A 19,638-nucleotide genomic window follows, 5' to 3' on the forward strand; every position below is an offset into this window, starting at 1 on the left:
AGAGAAACGTTAATAAATAAAAGAGACTGCCTATTGGCAATCTCTTTTAATGTATTAACGGAAAGAAGATACGTTATTACCCTTTGCTTCGTAATAATCTAAAATGCCTTGATAAATCGCTTCTGCTGCAGCTTGTCTCTGTTTTGGTGTAGCAATTTTATCTGCATCACTTTTATTATCTACAAATGCTAATTCTGTTAATACAGCTGGCATTGTATTTTCTCTAGTTACGTATAAGTCCTGATGTTTTATACCACGATCTTTTGTTCCAAGTGCTGCTACAAGACGATCTTGAATTTTTTGTGCTAATAACATACTGTCTTCTACATGCGGATTCGTTACTTTTGCTCTTGCTGACTGATAATATAACGTTTCTGTACCTTGTCCATTTTTATATTCAGAGCCATTAGCATGAATACTTACAAAAATATCTCCATTATGTTCCTGTGCAAACTCTACACGTTTCTTTAATGAATCAGGACCACTTGTTCCTGGACGTGTATCATTTGTACGAGTGAACATAACAGTAAATGGTGCCCTTTGCTCAAATATTTTCTTTAATCGTAATGATACATCTAATACAGTTTCACTTTCTTTCTCATAATAACCAACATTACCCGAGTCAATTCCACCGTGACCTGGATCAATAATAATTGCTTTACCTTCTAAGAAGTTCTCTTGTTTTACTGGGTTTAATTGATTTTTATCAACCCATTGGAAACCAGCGCCTACGCGGATACGAATCCAGCTTCCACTCTCTTCCATAACCGTTACTGTTTGTGCATTATATGTACCTAGCACTTTAGAACTATGTGAAGCTGTTTCATAAGTAGTAAATCCTTCATTAATCGTTTCTGTTTTTTCTGTTAGAGGTGTCCATTTCTCACCTTTACTTGTTACAACTTTTAACCAGCCGTCTGCTCTTTGTTCTTTCACTACAACCATTTGTGGCTTATGCTGAACATCAGTAATACCAGATGATAATGATGGTTGATGATATGTAATAAAGTTTCTGTTCATATACATTCTTTTTGATGTATCTGTTTTATTTTGATCAGCCATCGCAATAAACTGAGCTGCTTCTGCACGAGTTACAGTTCCTTCAGGCTCCCAGCCATTTCCCGTACCTTTAGAAATCTCTAAAGCTACTAAAATATTAGCTTGTTTCTTACCCCAATGAGTTTCCAAATCTTTAAACTGTGTTGGAAGTTCTCCAATAATTTTCTTATTTAATGAGTATGCTTGTACTAACATAGATGCCATAGATGCACGGTTAATTTGGCTTGATGGATTAAATTTACCAGTACCATCTCCACTAATTACACCTGCTTTTTCCACTGCAGCAATGTACGGAGCTGCCCAATGGTTTTGTGCATCTTTAAAAGATGGCTTTGCTTTTGGATCAATTGGTAAACCAAGAACGACTGCTAAAATTTTTGCAGCTGACCCTCTATCTACTGCTTCAGATGGAGAAAACGTTCCATCTGGCTTTCCATCAAGCGCCTTTTTTCCTACTAAATAATCAACTGATTCTTGCGCCCATGAAGGAACATCCGAAAACTTCTTCGCTGCTGCGAAACTACTTACTGGAGACGATAATAAACTTGCGGCTAAAATACCTGCCGCGACTGCACGATACTTCATAAAAAATAATACTCCTCTCGACAATCACCTTTTAATAACGCGTAATCTTAATATATAAATCTCAAAAAATACAAACAAAAAAAATTAGTGCGCCTCTATTATTTTATAATACTCGAATTATGTAGTAAACCTACTTTCTTAATATTGTAAAACAAATTACAATTAACTTACTTTTTGTTAAATAAAGTCGATTTCTCTGCAAATAAAAAATAGGCTACTAGAGGTAGCCTATTTCTTTTCTTATTCTGCAATCATCTCTGATAATACATATGCATAAACAAGTGCTTCTGTATGAGCAATCGAACTTTCATGTGTACGCTCAAATGCATGAGAAGAATCAATACCTGCTCCAATTAATGCATGCTTCACATCAAATCCAGAGCGAATCGCAGCTGATGCATCCGATCCATAGTACGGATAAATATCTACTTTATATTCAATATTGTTCGTTTTCGCAAGCTCTACTAAATGTTTACGTAGTGCATAATGATACGGACCACTAGAGTCTTTTGCACAAATAGATACTGTATACTCGTCAGATGCTTGTCCATCACCTAGCGCTCCCATATCAACAGCTAAATATTCAACCGTTTCTTCTGGAATGTTAGAGTTACCACCGTATCCAATCTCTTCATTGTTAGAGATTAAGAAATGAGTTGTATATGGTAATGTTACGTTTTCATCTTGTAATCTCTTAATTAATTTTAATAGAATGGCAACACTTACTTTATCATCTAAATGACGTGATTTTATGTATCCACTCTCTGTAATTTGAACGCGTGGATCAAATGAAACGAAGTCTCCTACTTCAATTCCTAATTCACGTACTTCATCAGCTGAAAATACACGCTCATCGATACGAACCTCAATATTTTTCTCATCGCGTTTCGCTTCACCTGTATCTTTATATACATGTACAGATGTTTGATGCATTAAAATCGTTCCTGTATACGTCTTGCCACTTGATGTTTCAATTTCGCAATATTCCCCTTCTACAGAGTTCCAGCGAAATCCGCCAATCATAGAAAGACTGAGACGACCATCTGGCTTAATTTCTTTCACCATCGCACCTAACGTATCAACGTGTGCTGTTAATAAGCGATGCTGTGCATCATTTTTCCCTTTTACCGTTAAAATAAGAGCACCTTTATTGTTACGCTTCGTTTCTACATTCCACTCACTTACATAGTTTTCAATAAAACGAATAATTTTCTCTGTATTTCCAGATGGACTTGGAATAGAGACAAGCTCCTTAATCAATTCCATCGTTTCTTTCGCATGATGTGCCATTGTCATTTCCTCCTCATTTTTCCTATTATTTAGTATACCGAATTTACTATAAATCCTCTACTCATATAGCTTAATTTTCTAAATTATAGTAAAATTCACTTTAGTATATAAAAGGAGTTATACAATATGAATATATCAAAAAAATATGTACACATTGCACTCATTTGGTTTCTAGCATCATTACTTTGTTTACAAGTTTCTTATGCAGTTCATACTACTACTTCTATTACAATTGGCTGGGTATTAACAGCTATCTTCTTCATTATTAGCTTAATCGCAACAAAAAAGCATAGCGTTCGTTAATGAGTAACGCTATGCTTTCCCTACAAATCTATTCTTCTGAAACATCCAACAAGTAAATACCTCTTTCAAACCCACCGCGCTCTATCTCTTTCTGCTTACGAAGACGTTCTACATCTTCAATTGTTGCACCTTCTGCGCGCGCTAATGAGATGATTACTTCCAGTGCATCCGCAAGAGAATCAAGCGCATGTTCACGCTCTTTCATAGAAGCAAATTCACGAATTTCTTCTGTTCCAATTTTCGCCAAAGCTTGTATGTATGCTTGTCCTGTTAATTTTTGTGCTGTATATGTTTTTCCAGACATTAAGATCTTCTCTGGAACACGATCTCTTACTAACTTGTTATATGCTGACATCATTCATCCTCCTATGTTTAATAGCAGCCGAGCTCTGCCTTATAAAATAACCACTCTTTTTTCACACAAGCACTTAACATATCAATTCCTGATCCGTGCGCCCTTACTGCCGGAAAGAAATAATGCTCTGGTTCTTCTTTCTTCTCTCCATATAAGGTTTGGTACTCATCAGGAATCGCTTCTTTTTTCACATCCCGTTCTTTCTCCACTTCACCTGAGAAAGCAGCAATTGGATGCCCTTCAAAAAATAGTGCAGTCCGTACCGCAAGAGATGGTGTACTATGCAAAGCATAATATGTAAGTAAAATAATAACGATAATACCAATAACTTTCTTCATATATTACTCCTAAAAAAAAGTGCTAACACAATTATACTAAAATGTGTTAGCACTTTCTCCCCTTTATCCTAAATTAACCGGCAGTAAAACTGCCACTACACTTTATTCTCCTTTAAATGCCGGTAAACGCTTTTCTAAAAATGCAGCGATGCCCTCTTTATGATCTGCTGTTTGTCTCATCGCATATTGGCCGCGTTTTTCAAGCTGCAACGTTTGTTCTAAATTTGAGCGATTTACTTCACATAAAATTTGCTTCGTTTGAATCATCGCTTTGATTGGCTTTTGTGACCATTCACTAATTTTTTGCTTCACAGCCGTTTGGAAATCTTCGCCGATTACTTCATCAATTAAACCGATATCAAGCGCTTCTGTTGCTGATAATTTCTTTCCTTCCCAAATAATTTGCTTCGTCATATTTTCACCAACGCGCTTTTGAAGGAAGAAATGGCCGCCACCATCTGGAATTAAAGCGATTCCAATAAAGTTCATCGCAATAATTGATGATATATCTGCCATCACATAGTCAGCTGTTAGTGCAATACTTAATCCAAGACCAGCAGTTGGTCCATGAATAGCACTAATAACAAGCTTCGGCATCGTATATAAAGTCACAACGACTTCAGAAATAGTATTCATAATACCATCAAACTTGCTTTCATCATTACTTGAAAGCATCGATTTAATATCTCCACCCGCAGAAAAACCACGGCCGTTCCCGCATAACACAACAATGTGTGCAGAACTCTCCGCTACTTCTTTCAGTTTTTGTAATAACTCTTTTAACGTTGGTTCATCTAATGCATTTAACACCTCTGGGCGATTGACCATAACCGTTGCAACGTGCCCTTCATATTTCACAATGACAGATTCTGTTTTACTTGTTACTTCCATTATATATACCCCTCTTTTCTACACAAAGATTATACTTATATAATTATAGAAAGGATGTGAAAAACCCTTCTTTTTTCTTAATTTTCTGTCTAATAATCTCGTAATTTGTATATCGCCTTGCATAAAACATACAATTTCGTTGAAAAATATAGAAATTAAAGTCGGTTTATCCCGGCTCTTCATCTATTTACCATTACAATGAAATGGTGTATTCTTAAGTCTGATATAAAAATTAAATATAGAAATTCATTCCCCTTCCTATTATATAGAGGGGTGCTGAAATAAAGGAATGAAGAAATGGAGGAACATATGGTTACTAAGTTAAAACAGACGGATAACTACTTCCCGCATTTCCTACTGCTATTCATCGTGTTTCAACCAATTTTAGATTTATTAACATCTTTTTCAATCTATGTATTACACATGAGCGCAACAGTCGGAATCGTAGTCCGTTTCGCCTTTATGCTTCTTGCATTAGGTTATCTACTTCTTCATCATAAACAACAAGGCGCGAAAAAGTACATTCTCTATTTATGTTTACTCGGAATTGCACTGGCAATCGGTCTTGTAAATAATATGATGGTTAAATCCCCAGTTTCATTTGGAGAAGAAGTTAAATTTATTTTAAAGAGCATATATCCAATTGTGCTACTGTTTGGATATATTATCGTCTTTAAAGAGCTAAAAAATAAAGAATATGTGTTTCATAAAATCATTACATATTTCTTATATGCAACTTTAATTTTAAGCATCACAATGATTATCGCAATGCAAACTGGCACTGATTTCCCAAGCTATCCTCACTCAAAAATTGGCTCAAGAGGTTGGTTCTTTGCTGGAAATGATTTAAGTGCTCTCTTCGCGATTATGTTCCCAATCGTTGTCTTATATTCGATTTATAAAACAACTTCTTTCTCGAAAATATATTACTGGATTCCAACAATACTTGCGATGTATGCAAGTATTATGGTCGGAACAAAAGTTGGATATGGTGCAATTGTGCTAACATTAGGCGTAGCACTTTTCTTCTCGTTCATTGAATATATGATAAACCGTAAAAAAGAAAAAAAAGGATTCACATATCTTGTAAACACCATCGTTGCAGCAGTTGTACTAGGAGGTTTAATTGTTCTTACACCGCATACTCCTATCGCAAAAAATATGGGAATCCACATGCAAATATACGAATACAAAAAATCAGTACAAGAAGAACAGGATAAAAAAGAAGGAAAAGTAATTAAAGAAAATCCAGAGGATGCAAAAAAACACGCAAAAGGTGAACTAACAGACTCTGAAGTGAAGAGTTTAATTTATAGTGATCGGGACAAATTCTTAAAAGTATACAAACAATACTATAAAGAAGCACCGCTCTCACAAAAACTTTTTGGAATGGGTTACGCTGGTAACTACACAGTTAAAATTAAATTAATTGAAATGGACTTCCATGACCTATTTTTCGCCTTTGGAATTATCGGTTTCCTTATTTACTTAATACCACTTCTATACTTCGGTATTAAACTATTCATCCGTATGATCACAAACTTTAAGCAAATTATAACTGTAAAATATATGCTATTAGCTAGTACAATCATCCTATCACTTGGCATTGGCTTTATGTCCGGTCACGTATTAACAGCGCCATCTGTTAGCATTTTTTTCATCGTTATACTTGCCTACTTAATTGTTGATTTAGAAATAGAATAAGAAAGAAGCAGCATCTATTTGGATGCTGCTTCTTTCTACTCCAGTCATAATTGCTTTTTCTCGCTTAATTAAATTTTTTGTGGACTACTAAAAAAGATCGAATCACATGACGATTCAATCTTTGAAACAGAACTATTTCTTTCTATTGAAACGATGCATGAATCTGCTCCAGCACCTCATCAATATTATCCTTCGTAATAACAATACCAAAATCTTTCGGCACATTACGATCTTCTTCATTTACAACTTTATGTGCAATTATCTTTCCGACTTCTGGCCTGAAATGATGTCCATCCATATAATTATCTAAGTTCTTTGTTACTGAATTTAAATACATGAAATGATGCACTTCTCCAAATACATCGACAGCATCATGGAGCCACCTTTTATACTCTTCCCAACGCCCTGATTGAATCATCGCACGGAACAATGGCTCTGAAACAGGAGTTGTAAAAATATAAAACTTTGTATTCGGATTATGAGATTTTACAGTTCCTAATATTTCCTTCATATTTTGATACTCATAATTCCCGCCATAAATCTCTCTACTAAATTTATCTACTTGCGCGGCAATTTGTGTGTCACGCTCTTCTTTCGTATACTCACGCATCGATTTTATATTATCGCGATTATATAAATCAATAGTCTTATTGTGATGAATGGAGTTTTGAATTGTATTTCGGGAATATGTAATCCCATCCATACTCACATACGATTTAATTGGATATAGTAAGCTTTGTGCTTCATTAATATATACTTCTGGCTTTTCAAAACCGATTTCTCTATTTTTGTTCGTTCCAAGGAAATCTAAACCAATCACAATAGAAGATAATTCACTACCTTTTCTCTCTTTTGCATATTCAATGTACGCATCGTACTCACGCGGATCTGTACTACTTACCGCATAATTAAATGCGTTTAATCCAGTAAAATCATTCTCATTGATAAACGTTGTTCTGCTACTTCCAAGTATAACGCCATCATAAGTAAACGGACGATATGTTATATAATTCGTTTTTTGTTGTCTCTCATTAAACCCAAACTGAACATCATTCCACTTATTTTTATGCGAGAATAACCAAAGTGAATCTGCATAGCCATTAAATATTCCAACACCTGCAAGTGGAATAAAAACACATACAAAAACGAAAATAAGCCACTGTTTGTTTTTCATATTCTCCACCTAGAAATTAAAGTATAAAAACTCACTAATACTCGTTAAATGCAATACACTATACACAAGTAATATTGCAGTAAATAACGCCGTCCATACTGTCGGACGGAAGGAGTCTTTTAACTGAATTGAATTTTTTAAGAAGAAACTAATACATAATGCTCCGAAAATATACGCTACTATTTCCGTATTTAATAATGAAACATGGTATGCTTCAGTAAATGAAACACCGTACCCTTTTAAAAATTGTAGCTTCTCAATAATAAATACCGGGAATACGCTATTGGCTAGTTCGAATCCATTAAATCCAAACATTCCTTTTAACACTTTCACCGCATCATGCATCGATGTTGCTCTAAAGAATACCCACGTTATATTAATGAAGAAAAACGTCACGAGCCATCCCGCCCAGGCCGGCATGCACCCTCCTGCTTTGTTCCACAAACGATGAACGACAGAAGCTAATCCGTGCAGAAATCCCCAGAAAATAAATGTCCAACCAGCCCCATGCCAAAGTCCACTTATTAAGAAGACAATCATAATATTGACGTATGTACGCGTAATACCTTTTCGATTTCCTCCAAGAGAAATATACACATATTTCGTTAAAAACTGGCTTAATGTCATATGCCAACGATGCCAAAAGTCTTGTATACTCACCGCTTTATAAGGTGAGTTAAAGTTTTGAGGCAATTTAATGTTGAACATTAACGCAATTCCAATTGCCATATCGCTATATCCACTGAAATCAAAGTATAACTGAAATGTAAACGCTAATGATGAAAGCCAAGCTTCAACAAAGGTTAGCGACTGCTGTACATCAAACCCTTCCCGTACGACAGGAGATAAAACGTCTGCAATCCCTACTTTCTTAAAAATACCGATGGCAAATACAAAAATACCGAGAACGATATAATTTGATTGCCAACGCTTTTTACTACGATCCGCAAACTGCGGCATAATTTGCGCATGGTGTACAATTGGTCCTGCAATAAGTTGCGGGAAAAATGTTACAAACAGAGCGTAATCAAGAAAATGACATGCCTCCGTTTCCCCGCGATATGTATCTACTAAAAACGCAATCTTTTGGAATGTATAGAAACTAATCGCAAGCGGTAACGTTAATGATAATAATGTAAAATGAGTTCCAAATAACGAATTTACATTTTGCAAAAAGAAATCATAGTACTTGAAATAACTAAGCATTCCGATATTAAATAGTAAGCCTACTGCTAAAAGAAATTTACTCTTATGCTTCACGAGCCTCATTCCAATAAAGTAGTTCACAATAAGCGATACTAACATAAGCGGCAAATACTTTATGTTCCAATAACTATAGAAAAATAAAGATGCTGCGACAAGCCAAGCTTTCGCTAAAGTAGTTTGTCCAAATTTATTTAATAAAAAATATAAAAGAAATGCTATCGGTAAAAATAAAAAAATAAACTCAAACGAGTTAAATAACACACCATCTCTTCCCTTCTAAACAAATCACACCTTATTCATCTTATCTTATCCAGATAGTGGGTGTCAAAAGGATTCCATACCGCTTTCCTTCTATTATATAGGATAATTATTTTAATCGAATTATTAACATGCTAAAATATTAAAGGCACTATTATAAAAAAGAATATATAATAGATATGTCGTTTTTTTTTACGAAATGTATTTCGAAAAAGTGAGGAGAGTCCTTTGGTATTTAGTAGTTCGATTTTCTTATTTATCTTTTTACCTCTCGTATTATTTTTCTATTTTATAGTGCGTGCCGAGCTACGTAATTTCGTATTACTTGCATTTAGTTTAATTTTCTATGCATGGGGCGAACCACGTTTCGTTCTTTTAATGCTCTTTTCCATCGTATTAAACTACTGCTTCGGCCTACTCGTGCATCATTATGATAAACGAAAAAATATGAAAGTCACATTTTTAATTATAGCTATAGTCGGAAATATACTATTACTTTCTTATTTTAAGTATATTTCATTTTTCACAGACATTTTAAACAACGTATTGCACTTATCTATTCATGTGGAACCTATTCCACTACCAATTGGAATTTCATTTTATACATTCCAAGCGATGTCCTATGTCATCGATATATACCGTAAAGATGGGGATGTTCAAAAAAATCCACTTAACTTAGCGCTATATATATCTATTTTCCCTCAGCTTATTGCCGGACCAATTGTTCGTTACAATATTGTCGCTGAGCAAATTAAAACGCGCATCCATTCTTTTGAACGATTCACAGAAGGTATTCAAATTTTCGTTCTCGGACTAGCAAAAAAGATATTAATCGCTAACCAAGTTGGATTCGTCGCTGATAAAATCTTTGCCTTACCACCATCTGAAATGAGTGTTGGAACGGCATGGATTGGTATTATCGCCTATACCCTGCAAATTTATTTCGATTTCTCAGGATACTCTGATATGGCAATCGGACTTGGAAAAATGTTCGGATTTGATTTCCCGAAAAACTTCAACTATCCGTACATCTCTAAATCTATTTCAGAGTTTTGGAGAAGATGGCATATTACACTCGGCTCTTGGTTCCGCGATTACATATATATCCCGCTCGGCGGAAACCGCGTTTCAAAACCAGCGAATTATCGTAACCTTTTCATCGTATGGGGGTTAACTGGTTTATGGCACGGGGCGAGCTGGACATTTATCGCCTGGGGCTTATATTACGGCTTTATTATTTCAATTGAAAAAGCTGGATTCGAAAAAATATTAAACAAACTATGGAAGCCGCTGCAACATGCATACGTATTACTAATCGTTATGATCGGTTGGGTCTTCTTCCGAGCTGACAACTTCGCTTACTCGTTCCAATATTTAAAAGCGATGTTCGGCATAAGCAGCCAATCTTTCATCGATGACAATACGATGTTATACGTACATGAATACATTATCGTATTTCTCATTGCCTTTATCGCAGCGACACCAATTTTAAAAAGAATGAAAAACATACTAGAACTTGCGCCAAAAACGTATATGTTCACAATGCAATTTGTACGTCCTATATTATTACTAACATTATTTATGATTTCGGTTATGTACTTGATTAACTCAACATATAATCCATTTATTTATTTCAGGTTTTAACTGATGTAGGAAGGAAAAGTTATTATGAAAAAATTGGGGAACCTCATCCTGTTTATCGGTTTTCTCACCATTATCTTTTCATTTGGCATATTATCGTTACTCAAAACAGACCGAGACATTTCACCAGTTGAAAATCGGCCGCTCGCTCAAAAACCAGCACTTACGAAAGAAGCTCTCCTAACTGGTAGCTTCTTTAAAGATGTCGAAACATACACAAATGATCAACTAATCGGACGAGATGAGCTTATTAAAAACTATACAATTGCTCAAATTAATATGGGCAAATCTCTCATTAACGACATTATTTTAACTGATGATAAATGGCTCCTGAAAAACCCGGCGTGGACAAAAAAATATAATGAAATTGAACAATCTATGCCTGCTATAAACGATTTGTCTCAGTTTTTAAAAGAACAAAACGTTGAGTTTTACTTTGCTTTACCACCGTCAAAAACGAATGCATTATCATTTAAATTACCTTCTCATATTCACACATATGCACAGGAAAATTTAAATTACTTTCTAAAGAAGCTTCCAGCAGACGTAAAGCCAATAAAACTTATGGAACACTTTAAACAGAACTATACAAACGAAGAAATACAAGACATGTATTTCAAAACAGATCATCATTGGAATATGGACGGTGCCTTCTTAGGTTACCAATATATAATGAACACAATCGGGCAACAATCTTCTATATATAAAGGAAAAGAAATAAAAAAAGAAGACTACACTCGTACATGTGCGCAAAATAAACATTTAGTCGGAAGTTTTAACAACCAACTATACCAACTCATCGATGCCAATGGTGAAAAATTATGCTACTACACACCGAAAGACGGTTTCAACTTCACAAGCGTAACCGCAAAAGATGTGCAAGGTACCGTTCACCAAAACTTAGATGAAATATACGGCGTAGAAAAACAAAAAGATACAACATCATACGCAGGTTATTACACGGATGACTATCCAGAAATCGTCATCGAAAATAACAATGCACAAAATGAAGTACGCGCCCTAGTCCTAAAAGACTCATTCGCAAACGCAATCGTGCCACACTTAGCACAAAGTTTCAAACACACATCTATCCTCGACCTGCGTCACTATCACGAAAAAGATGTATATCAATACATTCAAGACAACAACATTAACATGGTATTGTTCGTGTATAGTGATTCGAATTTGAGCGGGGATATGTTTAAGTTTAAGAAATAGAAAGAAGGCTCTTGTATTTTTACAAGAGCCTTCTTTCTATTAAAAAAATCAGCGGGGATGAATCCCCACTGATTTTTTACTTTATCTATAATCGACTTATAGATTTGGATTGTTAAGAACGTTCACTTGTACTGCTTGTGAACCAATTTCACTTGTTACAACATTCTTATCGCCTAATACTTTGAATACTAATGTACCTTTGTCAGTGTACTTAGATAATTGATATGCAACTGTGTTAGAAACAGTTAGATCAAGTTTTGTATCAGGTGATGCACCGTATTGACCTACTTTAGATACAAGTTCAAAGTTTTTAAATGCTACATTACCTTCTGTTACGTTCACATATAATGAACCTAGAGTTTCACCGTTAGCATTACATTTTCAACAATCTTCTTATAACCATTTACAACTATCACAGAAAAAGATTATAATTACAAAATATAACTATAAAGATGTTGGTACGTTAATCGACATCTTTATTAGCATACCTATTTTCTTACCATTTACTAAATAAAACATTTGATCCTAATATTATATATATATAACATTAGGATTTTAAAACATATGTCTTATTTCTCAAACTTCTTTTTTTATAAGCATAAGTTTACAATCACTTATGAAATTCGACATTTTCTTTTTTAAACTCTTTTGAGTTCAAATCACTTATGATGTATCGAGACGCTGTTGAAATTTGCTCTCGTAATTCTTCTACTCTTTGTTCCAATTTTGCTTGTATATATTCTTTTTGTTCTAGTTGCTTCATTGCGACATTATACAAAGTTTCAGCCGTCCAGTCACCATCTACGTTTCCGATAATCGGCTGATTTACTTGTTGTAAAAATGAATCAACCTTTGGATCATATGAAATACCTACCATGGGAATATTAGCAACGGCTGATAGTATGAGCGCATGAAGTCTCATACCGATTAGAAGCGAACATTCCGAAAAAATTGAAATTTTCTCATGAATATCCAACTTATACGGAAGCATATGAGCTTCTTCTCCCATTAAGTTAATAATATCGCGTGATGCATTTTGATCAAATGGTCCATGCATTGGTACGAATAAAATATGGTACCCATCACGCTTAAATTTTTTTAGCGTATCTGCTAGCTTCTTCATATAATCTTCTTTCGCGTCCCAATACCTTACACTAACTGCAATTACTTTCCCTTGAATCGAATGTTTTTGCAGCCACTCTGACTTCATTCCTTCTGATTGACATGCCAATACTGGATCTGGAACTAGTTCGATATCCTTCTTAATACCGATTTCTTTTAAATACAAAAATGAATCTTCATCACGAACTGATATATATTCCGCTTTGGATACTTGCCATTTCACTAATAAACGATTTTGTCTTTTCGTAATTGGACCAATTCCTTGCGCATAAATATAATATGGCTTCTTCAAAAAACGAGCAATTCGCATAATACCTGTATAGTACAAAATGCTTTTAATACTCGTTTTATCTTGAAGGAGACTTCCCCCTCCGCTAATTAAGCCACTACTTCTTTTTATTTCCTTATAAATTGCTCTTATATCCCAGCGATTTACTGCCTCTACACCGTACATTTTTCTTGTATAGTCGGGGTCATTCGAAAGTACAACAAGTTCAAGAGTAGGCTCCTCTTCATATAGCGCTTTAATAATTGATTGTAAAATCGCTTCGTCCCCAACATTATAAAAACCATAATATCCTGATAAAACTAACCGCACTCTTAATCTCCTCCAACATTTCGCAATCAACTTTTTGTTATGCAACAAATTGCTATCAACTCTTTAATAAGAAAAGTTGGATAACTTCAGATTGATTTCTTTCACAAACATATAAATAGCCATACTCATTTATGGACTCATTTATTTACGTAAAAACGGGATTTGCTTTTTGGATATCCAGTTCAACTTTAATACGCATATGCCATATATGAACGAGGCTATACAAAACGCTAAACCACTATATGTTATTGCAATAAGTCTAGAATCTACCACATTTATGAAAGTAGATGTGAAATATAATCCTATACCTACTATACTAGATATCCCAATTACAGCAAAAAATCTCCCTATGTGAATCGAATAAGCCAATTCTTTTCGAATGTATATATAATTTACGATACAAATCATGATATATATGATAAGTGTACTATAAGCCGCACCAATTATTCCAAATTGACTTACAAGTACTATATTTAATATAACTTTTACAAAACTCGCCCCAGCAACTATCCACGCCGCTTGCTTAGAACGGTTAATTCCTTGCAAAATTCCTATTGATAATACCATAAGTGACGTAAAATACGAACTACCAATTAAAATAGCTAACATTCCGCTCCCTTTAGCATCTGTAAACAATCCAATATTTAACGGGATTGTAAGTGCCATGAGCCAGATTGTTATCGGCGTTGTTAAAACATGAGCAAGCTCATTTGTTCGTTCAATTGTTTGTTTGGCTAAGGCTATATCTTTTTTTGTTAATGCAGCAGTTAACAATGGGATTAACGGGAATACCATCGCACTTGCAAACACGACAATTAATTGTGTAAACGCAAATCCACGACTATATATACCAAATTGTTCTTGAATCGTTGTAGTGGATTCATGCAACATATGTGGAATTGTTACAGAATCAACTAAATTTAACACCGGCATCGATAACGCTCCAACTGCAATTGGAATCGAAACCAAAAGTATCTTTTTTGCATTATCTTTAAAATCTTGTAGTGAATATGCGTTACTTTTATAACGATATACACTTTTTACATACTTCAATCTCAAATAGATAAGTGACGTAATTACCCCAAGGCAAGAACCAATCATTGCGCCGCCTGTTACAACGTCACTCCCTTTATTCCAAGATACAAATAAGAATGCAATTGCTAACATAAAGAAAACACGAATGAACTGCTCAATTACTTGTGACAACCCGGTAGGAATCATATCCCCAAAACCTTGGAAATACCCTCGATATACCGCCATATATGGTGCGATTAATAACGCAAACGAAGTGACAATTAGTGGAAGTTTTGTATCTTGTCCACCAAGCATATTTGCAAACATACTTGATCCAATCATAATAACTGAAAATCCAAGAACTCCAAATATTACTCCAATAATAGATGCTGAAGTAAATAGTTTGGCAATTCCGTCCTCGTCATTCTTCTCATGAAGTTCAGCAATTAATTTTGATATAGCTAGCGGTACTCCCGCTACTGATAAAGTTAAAGCTATCATATACACAGGAAAAACAAGGCGGAAAATCCCCAGCACTTCATCTCCTGCTATATTTTGTAATGGGATTTGAAAAAAACTTCCCAACACTTTCGATAGAAACGTTGTAATCGTTAAAATCGCAGCGCCTTTCACAAACTTATTATTCATCTTCTAGCTCTTTTCTTTCAATATATAATTTCCATACCTATTACATCATAAAACGAGATAGCTATATTCTTCTCTTTTTTGAAAAATCTCATTTAGCTATCATACCAAATTTCTTATACATTGAATACTCTCTTTCTTTCTAAGTTTTAAATATATTATGTACAATAACACCTTATTTATATCCAGTTTTTTCTTGAATTTACTACTTCTACTTATTCAGGATAAACATGTGCTATAATGTAGCTATTGTCAGTAAGAGGAGTGTTTACAACATGCTGAATTCGGTAAAAAAGCTGTTAGGAGATTCTCAAAAGAGAAAACTAAAAAAATATGAACAACTTGTTCAAGAAATTAATAATCTAGAAGAAAAACTATCTGATTTATCTGACGAAGAATTACGTCATAAAACGATCACATTTAAAAACATGCTACATGATGGAAAAACAGTGAATGATATAAAAGTTGAAGCATTCGCTGTTGTACGTGAAGCAGCAAAGCGTGTACTTGGATTACGTCACTACGATGTGCAGTTAATTGGTGGCCTTGTACTATTAGAAGGTAATATTGCAGAGATGCCAACTGGCGAAGGAAAAACATTAGTTTCTTCTCTTCCAACATACGTACGTGCTCTTGAAGGAAAAGGCGTTCACGTTATTACTGTAAACGACTATTTAGCAAAACGAGATAAAGAATTAATTGGCCAAGTTCATGAATTTCTAGGTTTAAAGGTTGGATTAAATATTCCTCAAATCGATCCTGCCGAAAAGAAACTTGCTTACGAAGCTGATATTACATACGGTATTGGAACAGAATTTGGCTTTGACTATCTACGTGATAATATGGCCTCTTCAAAAAATGAACAGGTACAACGTCCTTATCATTTTGCTATTATCGATGAGATTGATAGCGTTTTAATTGACGAAGCAAAGACACCTCTTTGGACAGGCTTTTTCTTTATGTAAAATTTATTTCGTTACGAATAAACGTTCAATATGATATTCAGCTTCTAGTTTGCACATTTCATCTGCATGCTTTACTTTATTTCTTTTTAATTGCTCCACTTGTTCTTCGCTCGGTTTTTCATTAATAAGCTCGTTAATTTTTTCATTTACTTTCATTGCTAACGCTTGATGGAAATCTGGATGTCCTTTCAACTCATCATCTACTTTATTGATCCAAGTTGATTTTGTGTATAAATACTGTTTCCACTGTTCAACAAATTGTTGCATATCAAACTTTTCTTCGTTCCATTCAATTTCTTTCATATACTTCTCAAAAGAAACAACAATTGAGCGTGTAATCCCAATTTTCACTCCGTGTGGCAACTGTTTGTACATCAATTATTCCCCCCAGCTTAAAGCTCTTCCTTCCAACGAAAATTCTCATAATTCATATACATTAATATAATATTACATACCTAATCTAGAATGTTACTATACTGCTAAGATTAATAAATTCCAATAAAAGAAAAATATTAAAACAATAAAAAACACCCTCATACGAGGGCATTTCCTTGCATAACATCAGCTTCTGTAAATAGTAATTTATCTTTCTGCTCACTACTCGCCATTGTTACTAATATCTTTTCAATATGAGCAGGCACTTGCTCTAGCGTTACACTCAATCCTGACTTACCCGACTGCTCAATGAAATTCAATAACGCCATAGCTCCTGATACATCCATATAGCGTGTATCTTTCATACGTAAAACAACCGGAGATTTTACGTCTTGTAAAGCATAAAAAACACGATCCACTGTTAAAAACGAAAGTGGGCCCTTAATTTTATATATTGCTTCCTTTTCTTTTACAATAGAAGCTTTACGTTCTTTACATTTCACCATGTATATAATGAAGGCAAGAATAATACCGAACGCAACCGCGATCATTAAATCAAACTTCACTGTGACAATCATCGTTACGAGCATAACAACGACATCACCTTTTGGCGCTACATGCATTTTCTTCATGCTCTCCCAATCAAACATGCCAATACCAGTTAAAATTAAAATACCTGATAATACAGCAAGTGGAATGTATTGTACGACTGATCCAAGTCCCATAATGAAAATAAATAATATAACACTATGCATACTTGCTGAAAGCGCCGTTTTACCGCCACTTCTTATATTAACGATAGATCGTACAGTCGCACCTGCCCCTGCTAATCCGCCAAACAATCCGCTCATCACATTACCTATACCTTGTCCGACCAGTTCTTTATTACTTTTATGACGTGTCCCCGTCACGTTATCCATTACAACCGATGTTAACAACGAGTCAATCGATCCTAATAAAGCAATACTAAGCGCTGGTAAAATAAGTTCTGCTATACCTGTTCCACTTAAAGATGGAATATGAAGCGTTGGCATCGCTTCTGGAATCGTCCCAATCTTTTCAATCACCTTATTTAATGACAAATTTCCGATAACCGGTAACTTCACTGTAAGCCCTTCTAACGCAGAAGAAAATAAAGGAAGCATAGCTGTCACACCTACTAATGCGACTAAACTAGATGGAATAGCCTTAATCCACTTTCCAGAAACAATCATGACAATAATCGTTAATACGACGAGTAGAAAACTATTTTGCACATGCTTCATTTCACCTAAAATAATAATTAATGCGATACCGTTCATAAATCCTGATACGACAGGATAGGGAATGTACCGCACGTAAGATCCAAGCTTACATACACCGAATAAAATTTGAAACAGTCCCGCCATCATAAATACTATAAAACTCGCCTCTAATCCGTGCGTCGCAATAACCCCTGTTGCAATAACCGTAATCGGTCCAGTTGGTCCCGTAACCTGCCCAGGTGTACCACCAAATAACGCCGCAAATAAGCCTGCAAAAATTGCACCATACAATCCGACTAGTGCTCCCTCAGACGTTCCCGTTGCAGCAATACCAAATGCAATGGCAAGTGGCAATGCAACAATCGCAACAGTAAAACCTGCTAAACATTCCTTTGCTATTTTTTGAAACATATAATAACCACCTTTGTATAAAGTCCATTTTCCATTGTACACCTAAAAGGATACATTCGTTAGTCCACTTTTTACAGTATCGTGACGTAAACGCATTCAATTGTAAGCTCCTACCGCATCTTTGGAAACTATTATAACTATGATATAATGGATAAATTAAATCTTTTATTATATATTTGGAGGCACTATGCTAACTTTTGAAGAAAAATTATCGATCATTGAATCTTTCCCAGAATTAGAAAGAAAAAACGTATCATTAAAACGTGTGAACTTTCACTTTGAAGAAAGTCGTTTAGATAAAAAGAACGTTGTATATCATTTACATCCAAATGGAAACGGATTTGTATATGCAAGTGGGATTAAAGGTTACAAAACGGATGATAAAGGTATGGTTAACATCCGTGAGTTTTCAGCAGATGAGTTACGCTCAGTAATTGAGCAATCAATTGAACTATTATCACAAGAAGAAATCGTAGTTCCTGCAGAACCTGCAAAAGAAGAAGAATGGCAGAACGAAGACGGTCATATCCTTACTCTTATCTCAGAGGACGATATGTGGAACGTGTACGCTGGTGTAAATTTAGACGGTACATTCAACTCTTATCCAGAAGCTGCGGAATACCTTGATGAAGAAGGATTTTCACGTAAATAATACGATTCAATGAGGCTGTCCCTTTTTTAGGGACGGCCTCTCTTATTAAGTATGTCTTTTGGATCGCTCTCCTAAATTCATGGCATCAAAACTTTTCATTCTCACTATCCCCTATAAAAATTTGAATTTAACAACTATATATCTCCGCAGTAAAACAGATCAATTCAAACAATATTTAATAAGGAAGATTCAATTTAGCTAAGTACGAAAAAAAGCGAAGACTTATCGTCTCCGCTTTTTTTCATACATTTCGTTTCCGAACGAACTCTCATCATTAATTTTTTGAACGTCTAAACAACCTTGCACCTAAAATTAATGTTAACATCCCCGCGATAACAGAAGTAGCTTCAGTTGATGCTCCACCTGTTTGAGGAAGTACTTTTAATTGCTTATTATCTTCTTCATTAGATGTTACTTCAGATTTATCTTGTACATCTTGTTTGTTTTGTACTTCTGGTTTGCTTGATACTTCCGGTTGCTCTAACACATTCGGTTCTTCTTTCACCTTTGGTTCTTCCGGCTTTAATAAGTCTTTCATTTCTTCTGTTGTTTCTTCTTTATTTTCTTCTTCGATCGGTGTTACCAAGATC

The 19,638-nt window shown here is 34.9% G+C and carries 18 protein-coding genes and 1 pseudogene; 6 read left to right on the forward strand and 13 right to left on the reverse strand.

Annotation, left to right across the window (positions count from 1 at the left end; all coding sequences use genetic code 11):
• Positions 1 to 54: 54 nt before the first annotated feature.
• Positions 55 to 1,644: an N-acetylmuramoyl-L-alanine amidase gene (locus RTP99_RS17215; RefSeq protein WP_000877252.1), complete on the reverse strand. Its 1,590-nt coding sequence runs from the start codon at positions 1,642 to 1,644 to the stop codon at positions 55 to 57.
• A 240-nt stretch (positions 1,645 to 1,884) separates the two neighbouring features.
• Positions 1,885 to 2,934, reverse strand: coding sequence for a M42 family metallopeptidase (locus RTP99_RS17220; protein WP_046646422.1), 1,050 nt, complete (start codon positions 2,932 to 2,934; stop codon positions 1,885 to 1,887).
• Between the two features lie 126 nt (positions 2,935 to 3,060).
• Between RTP99_RS17220 and RTP99_RS17225 the strand changes: the two genes are divergently transcribed.
• Entirely contained in the window at positions 3,061 to 3,237 is a 177-nt protein-coding gene (locus RTP99_RS17225) for a hypothetical protein (protein WP_001027096.1), read from the forward strand.
• A 28-nt stretch (positions 3,238 to 3,265) separates the two neighbouring features.
• Here RTP99_RS17225 and RTP99_RS17230 read toward each other — a convergent pair whose 3' ends face one another.
• The 3 genes from RTP99_RS17230 to RTP99_RS17240 form a co-directional block, all read right to left on the reverse strand.
• Positions 3,266 to 3,592, reverse strand: a complete 327-nt coding sequence (locus tag RTP99_RS17230) for a nucleoside triphosphate pyrophosphohydrolase (RefSeq protein ID WP_001277353.1) — start codon at positions 3,590 to 3,592, stop codon at positions 3,266 to 3,268.
• Between the two features lie 17 nt (positions 3,593 to 3,609).
• Positions 3,610 to 3,930, reverse strand: coding sequence for a hypothetical protein (locus RTP99_RS17235; protein ID WP_000755705.1), 321 nt, complete (start codon positions 3,928 to 3,930; stop codon positions 3,610 to 3,612).
• Positions 3,931 to 4,032: 102 nt separating this feature from the next.
• Positions 4,033 to 4,821: an enoyl-CoA hydratase gene (locus tag RTP99_RS17240; protein ID WP_000454174.1), complete on the reverse strand. Its 789-nt coding sequence runs from the start codon at positions 4,819 to 4,821 to the stop codon at positions 4,033 to 4,035.
• A 309-nt stretch (positions 4,822 to 5,130) separates the two neighbouring features.
• On the opposite strand from RTP99_RS17240, the gene RTP99_RS17245 reads away from it, so the two are divergent.
• Entirely contained in the window at positions 5,131 to 6,525 is a 1,395-nt protein-coding gene (locus RTP99_RS17245; RefSeq protein ID WP_000256712.1) for an O-antigen ligase family protein, read from the forward strand.
• 142 nt (positions 6,526 to 6,667) lie between these two features.
• Here the strand turns inward: RTP99_RS17245 and RTP99_RS17250 are convergent, their stop codons facing one another.
• Positions 6,668 to 7,699 carry a hypothetical protein gene (locus RTP99_RS17250; RefSeq protein WP_000792068.1) on the reverse strand — a complete coding sequence of 344 codons (1,032 nt, stop codon included), beginning with the start codon at positions 7,697 to 7,699 and terminating at the stop codon, positions 6,668 to 6,670.
• Between the two features lie 9 nt (positions 7,700 to 7,708).
• On the reverse strand, positions 7,709 to 9,166 hold the full coding sequence (locus tag RTP99_RS17255; RefSeq protein ID WP_000898518.1) for an MBOAT family O-acyltransferase: 1,458 nt from the start codon (positions 9,164 to 9,166) through the stop codon (positions 7,709 to 7,711).
• Between the two features lie 225 nt (positions 9,167 to 9,391).
• On the opposite strand from RTP99_RS17255, the gene RTP99_RS17260 reads away from it, so the two are divergent.
• Both RTP99_RS17260 and patB1 read left to right on the forward strand, forming a co-directional pair.
• The gene (locus RTP99_RS17260) at positions 9,392 to 10,807 is read left to right on the forward strand and encodes an MBOAT family O-acyltransferase (protein WP_000232131.1); all 1,416 of its coding nucleotides are present in this window, start codon (positions 9,392 to 9,394) and stop codon (positions 10,805 to 10,807) included.
• A gap of 24 nt (positions 10,808 to 10,831) precedes the next feature.
• Positions 10,832 to 12,022 carry a secondary cell wall polysaccharide O-acetyltransferase PatB1 gene (gene patB1, locus RTP99_RS17265; RefSeq protein WP_000733047.1) on the forward strand — a complete coding sequence of 397 codons (1,191 nt, stop codon included), beginning with the start codon at positions 10,832 to 10,834 and terminating at the stop codon, positions 12,020 to 12,022.
• 96 nt (positions 12,023 to 12,118) lie between these two features.
• Here the strand turns inward: patB1 and RTP99_RS17270 are convergent, their stop codons facing one another.
• The 3 genes from RTP99_RS17270 to RTP99_RS17280 all read right to left on the reverse strand — a co-directional run bounded on the left by RTP99_RS17270 (position 12,119) and on the right by RTP99_RS17280 (position 15,404).
• Complete coding sequence (locus RTP99_RS17270) at positions 12,119 to 12,364, reverse strand: hypothetical protein (RefSeq protein WP_001103254.1); 246 nt, start codon at positions 12,362 to 12,364, stop codon at positions 12,119 to 12,121.
• Between the two features lie 268 nt (positions 12,365 to 12,632).
• Positions 12,633 to 13,742: a polysaccharide pyruvyl transferase CsaB gene (gene csaB, locus RTP99_RS17275; protein ID WP_001241615.1), complete on the reverse strand. Its 1,110-nt coding sequence runs from the start codon at positions 13,740 to 13,742 to the stop codon at positions 12,633 to 12,635.
• Between the two features lie 141 nt (positions 13,743 to 13,883).
• Positions 13,884 to 15,404 carry a putative polysaccharide biosynthesis protein gene (locus RTP99_RS17280; protein ID WP_001060182.1) on the reverse strand — a complete coding sequence of 507 codons (1,521 nt, stop codon included), beginning with the start codon at positions 15,402 to 15,404 and terminating at the stop codon, positions 13,884 to 13,886.
• A gap of 272 nt (positions 15,405 to 15,676) precedes the next feature.
• On the opposite strand from RTP99_RS17280, the pseudogene secA2 reads away from it, so the two are divergent.
• A pseudogene (gene secA2 / locus RTP99_RS17285) lies at positions 15,677 to 16,342 on the forward strand (accessory Sec system translocase SecA2); the annotation flags it as partial.
• Positions 16,343 to 16,369: 27 nt separating this feature from the next.
• Here the strand turns inward: secA2 and RTP99_RS17290 are convergent.
• Both RTP99_RS17290 and RTP99_RS17295 read right to left on the reverse strand, forming a co-directional pair.
• On the reverse strand, positions 16,370 to 16,741 hold the full coding sequence (locus RTP99_RS17290) for a hypothetical protein (RefSeq protein ID WP_000278023.1): 372 nt from the start codon (positions 16,739 to 16,741) through the stop codon (positions 16,370 to 16,372).
• A gap of 158 nt (positions 16,742 to 16,899) precedes the next feature.
• Complete coding sequence (locus RTP99_RS17295) at positions 16,900 to 18,396, reverse strand: SulP family inorganic anion transporter (protein ID WP_000486700.1); 1,497 nt, start codon at positions 18,394 to 18,396, stop codon at positions 16,900 to 16,902.
• Positions 18,397 to 18,583: 187 nt separating this feature from the next.
• Here RTP99_RS17295 and RTP99_RS17300 point away from each other — a divergent pair, with 187 nt between their 5' ends.
• The gene (locus RTP99_RS17300; RefSeq protein ID WP_000955012.1) at positions 18,584 to 19,048 is read left to right on the forward strand and encodes a hypothetical protein; all 465 of its coding nucleotides are present in this window, start codon (positions 18,584 to 18,586) and stop codon (positions 19,046 to 19,048) included.
• 274 nt (positions 19,049 to 19,322) lie between these two features.
• Here RTP99_RS17300 and RTP99_RS17305 read toward each other — a convergent pair.
• The coding region (locus RTP99_RS17305; RefSeq protein ID WP_312366623.1) for an LPXTG cell wall anchor domain-containing protein at positions 19,323 to 19,638 on the reverse strand (316 nt) is incomplete at its 5' end.

Source organism: Bacillus sp. (in: firmicutes), assembly GCF_031983925.1.
Lineage (GTDB): Bacteria > Bacillota > Bacilli > Bacillales > Bacillaceae_G > Bacillus_A > Bacillus_A pacificus.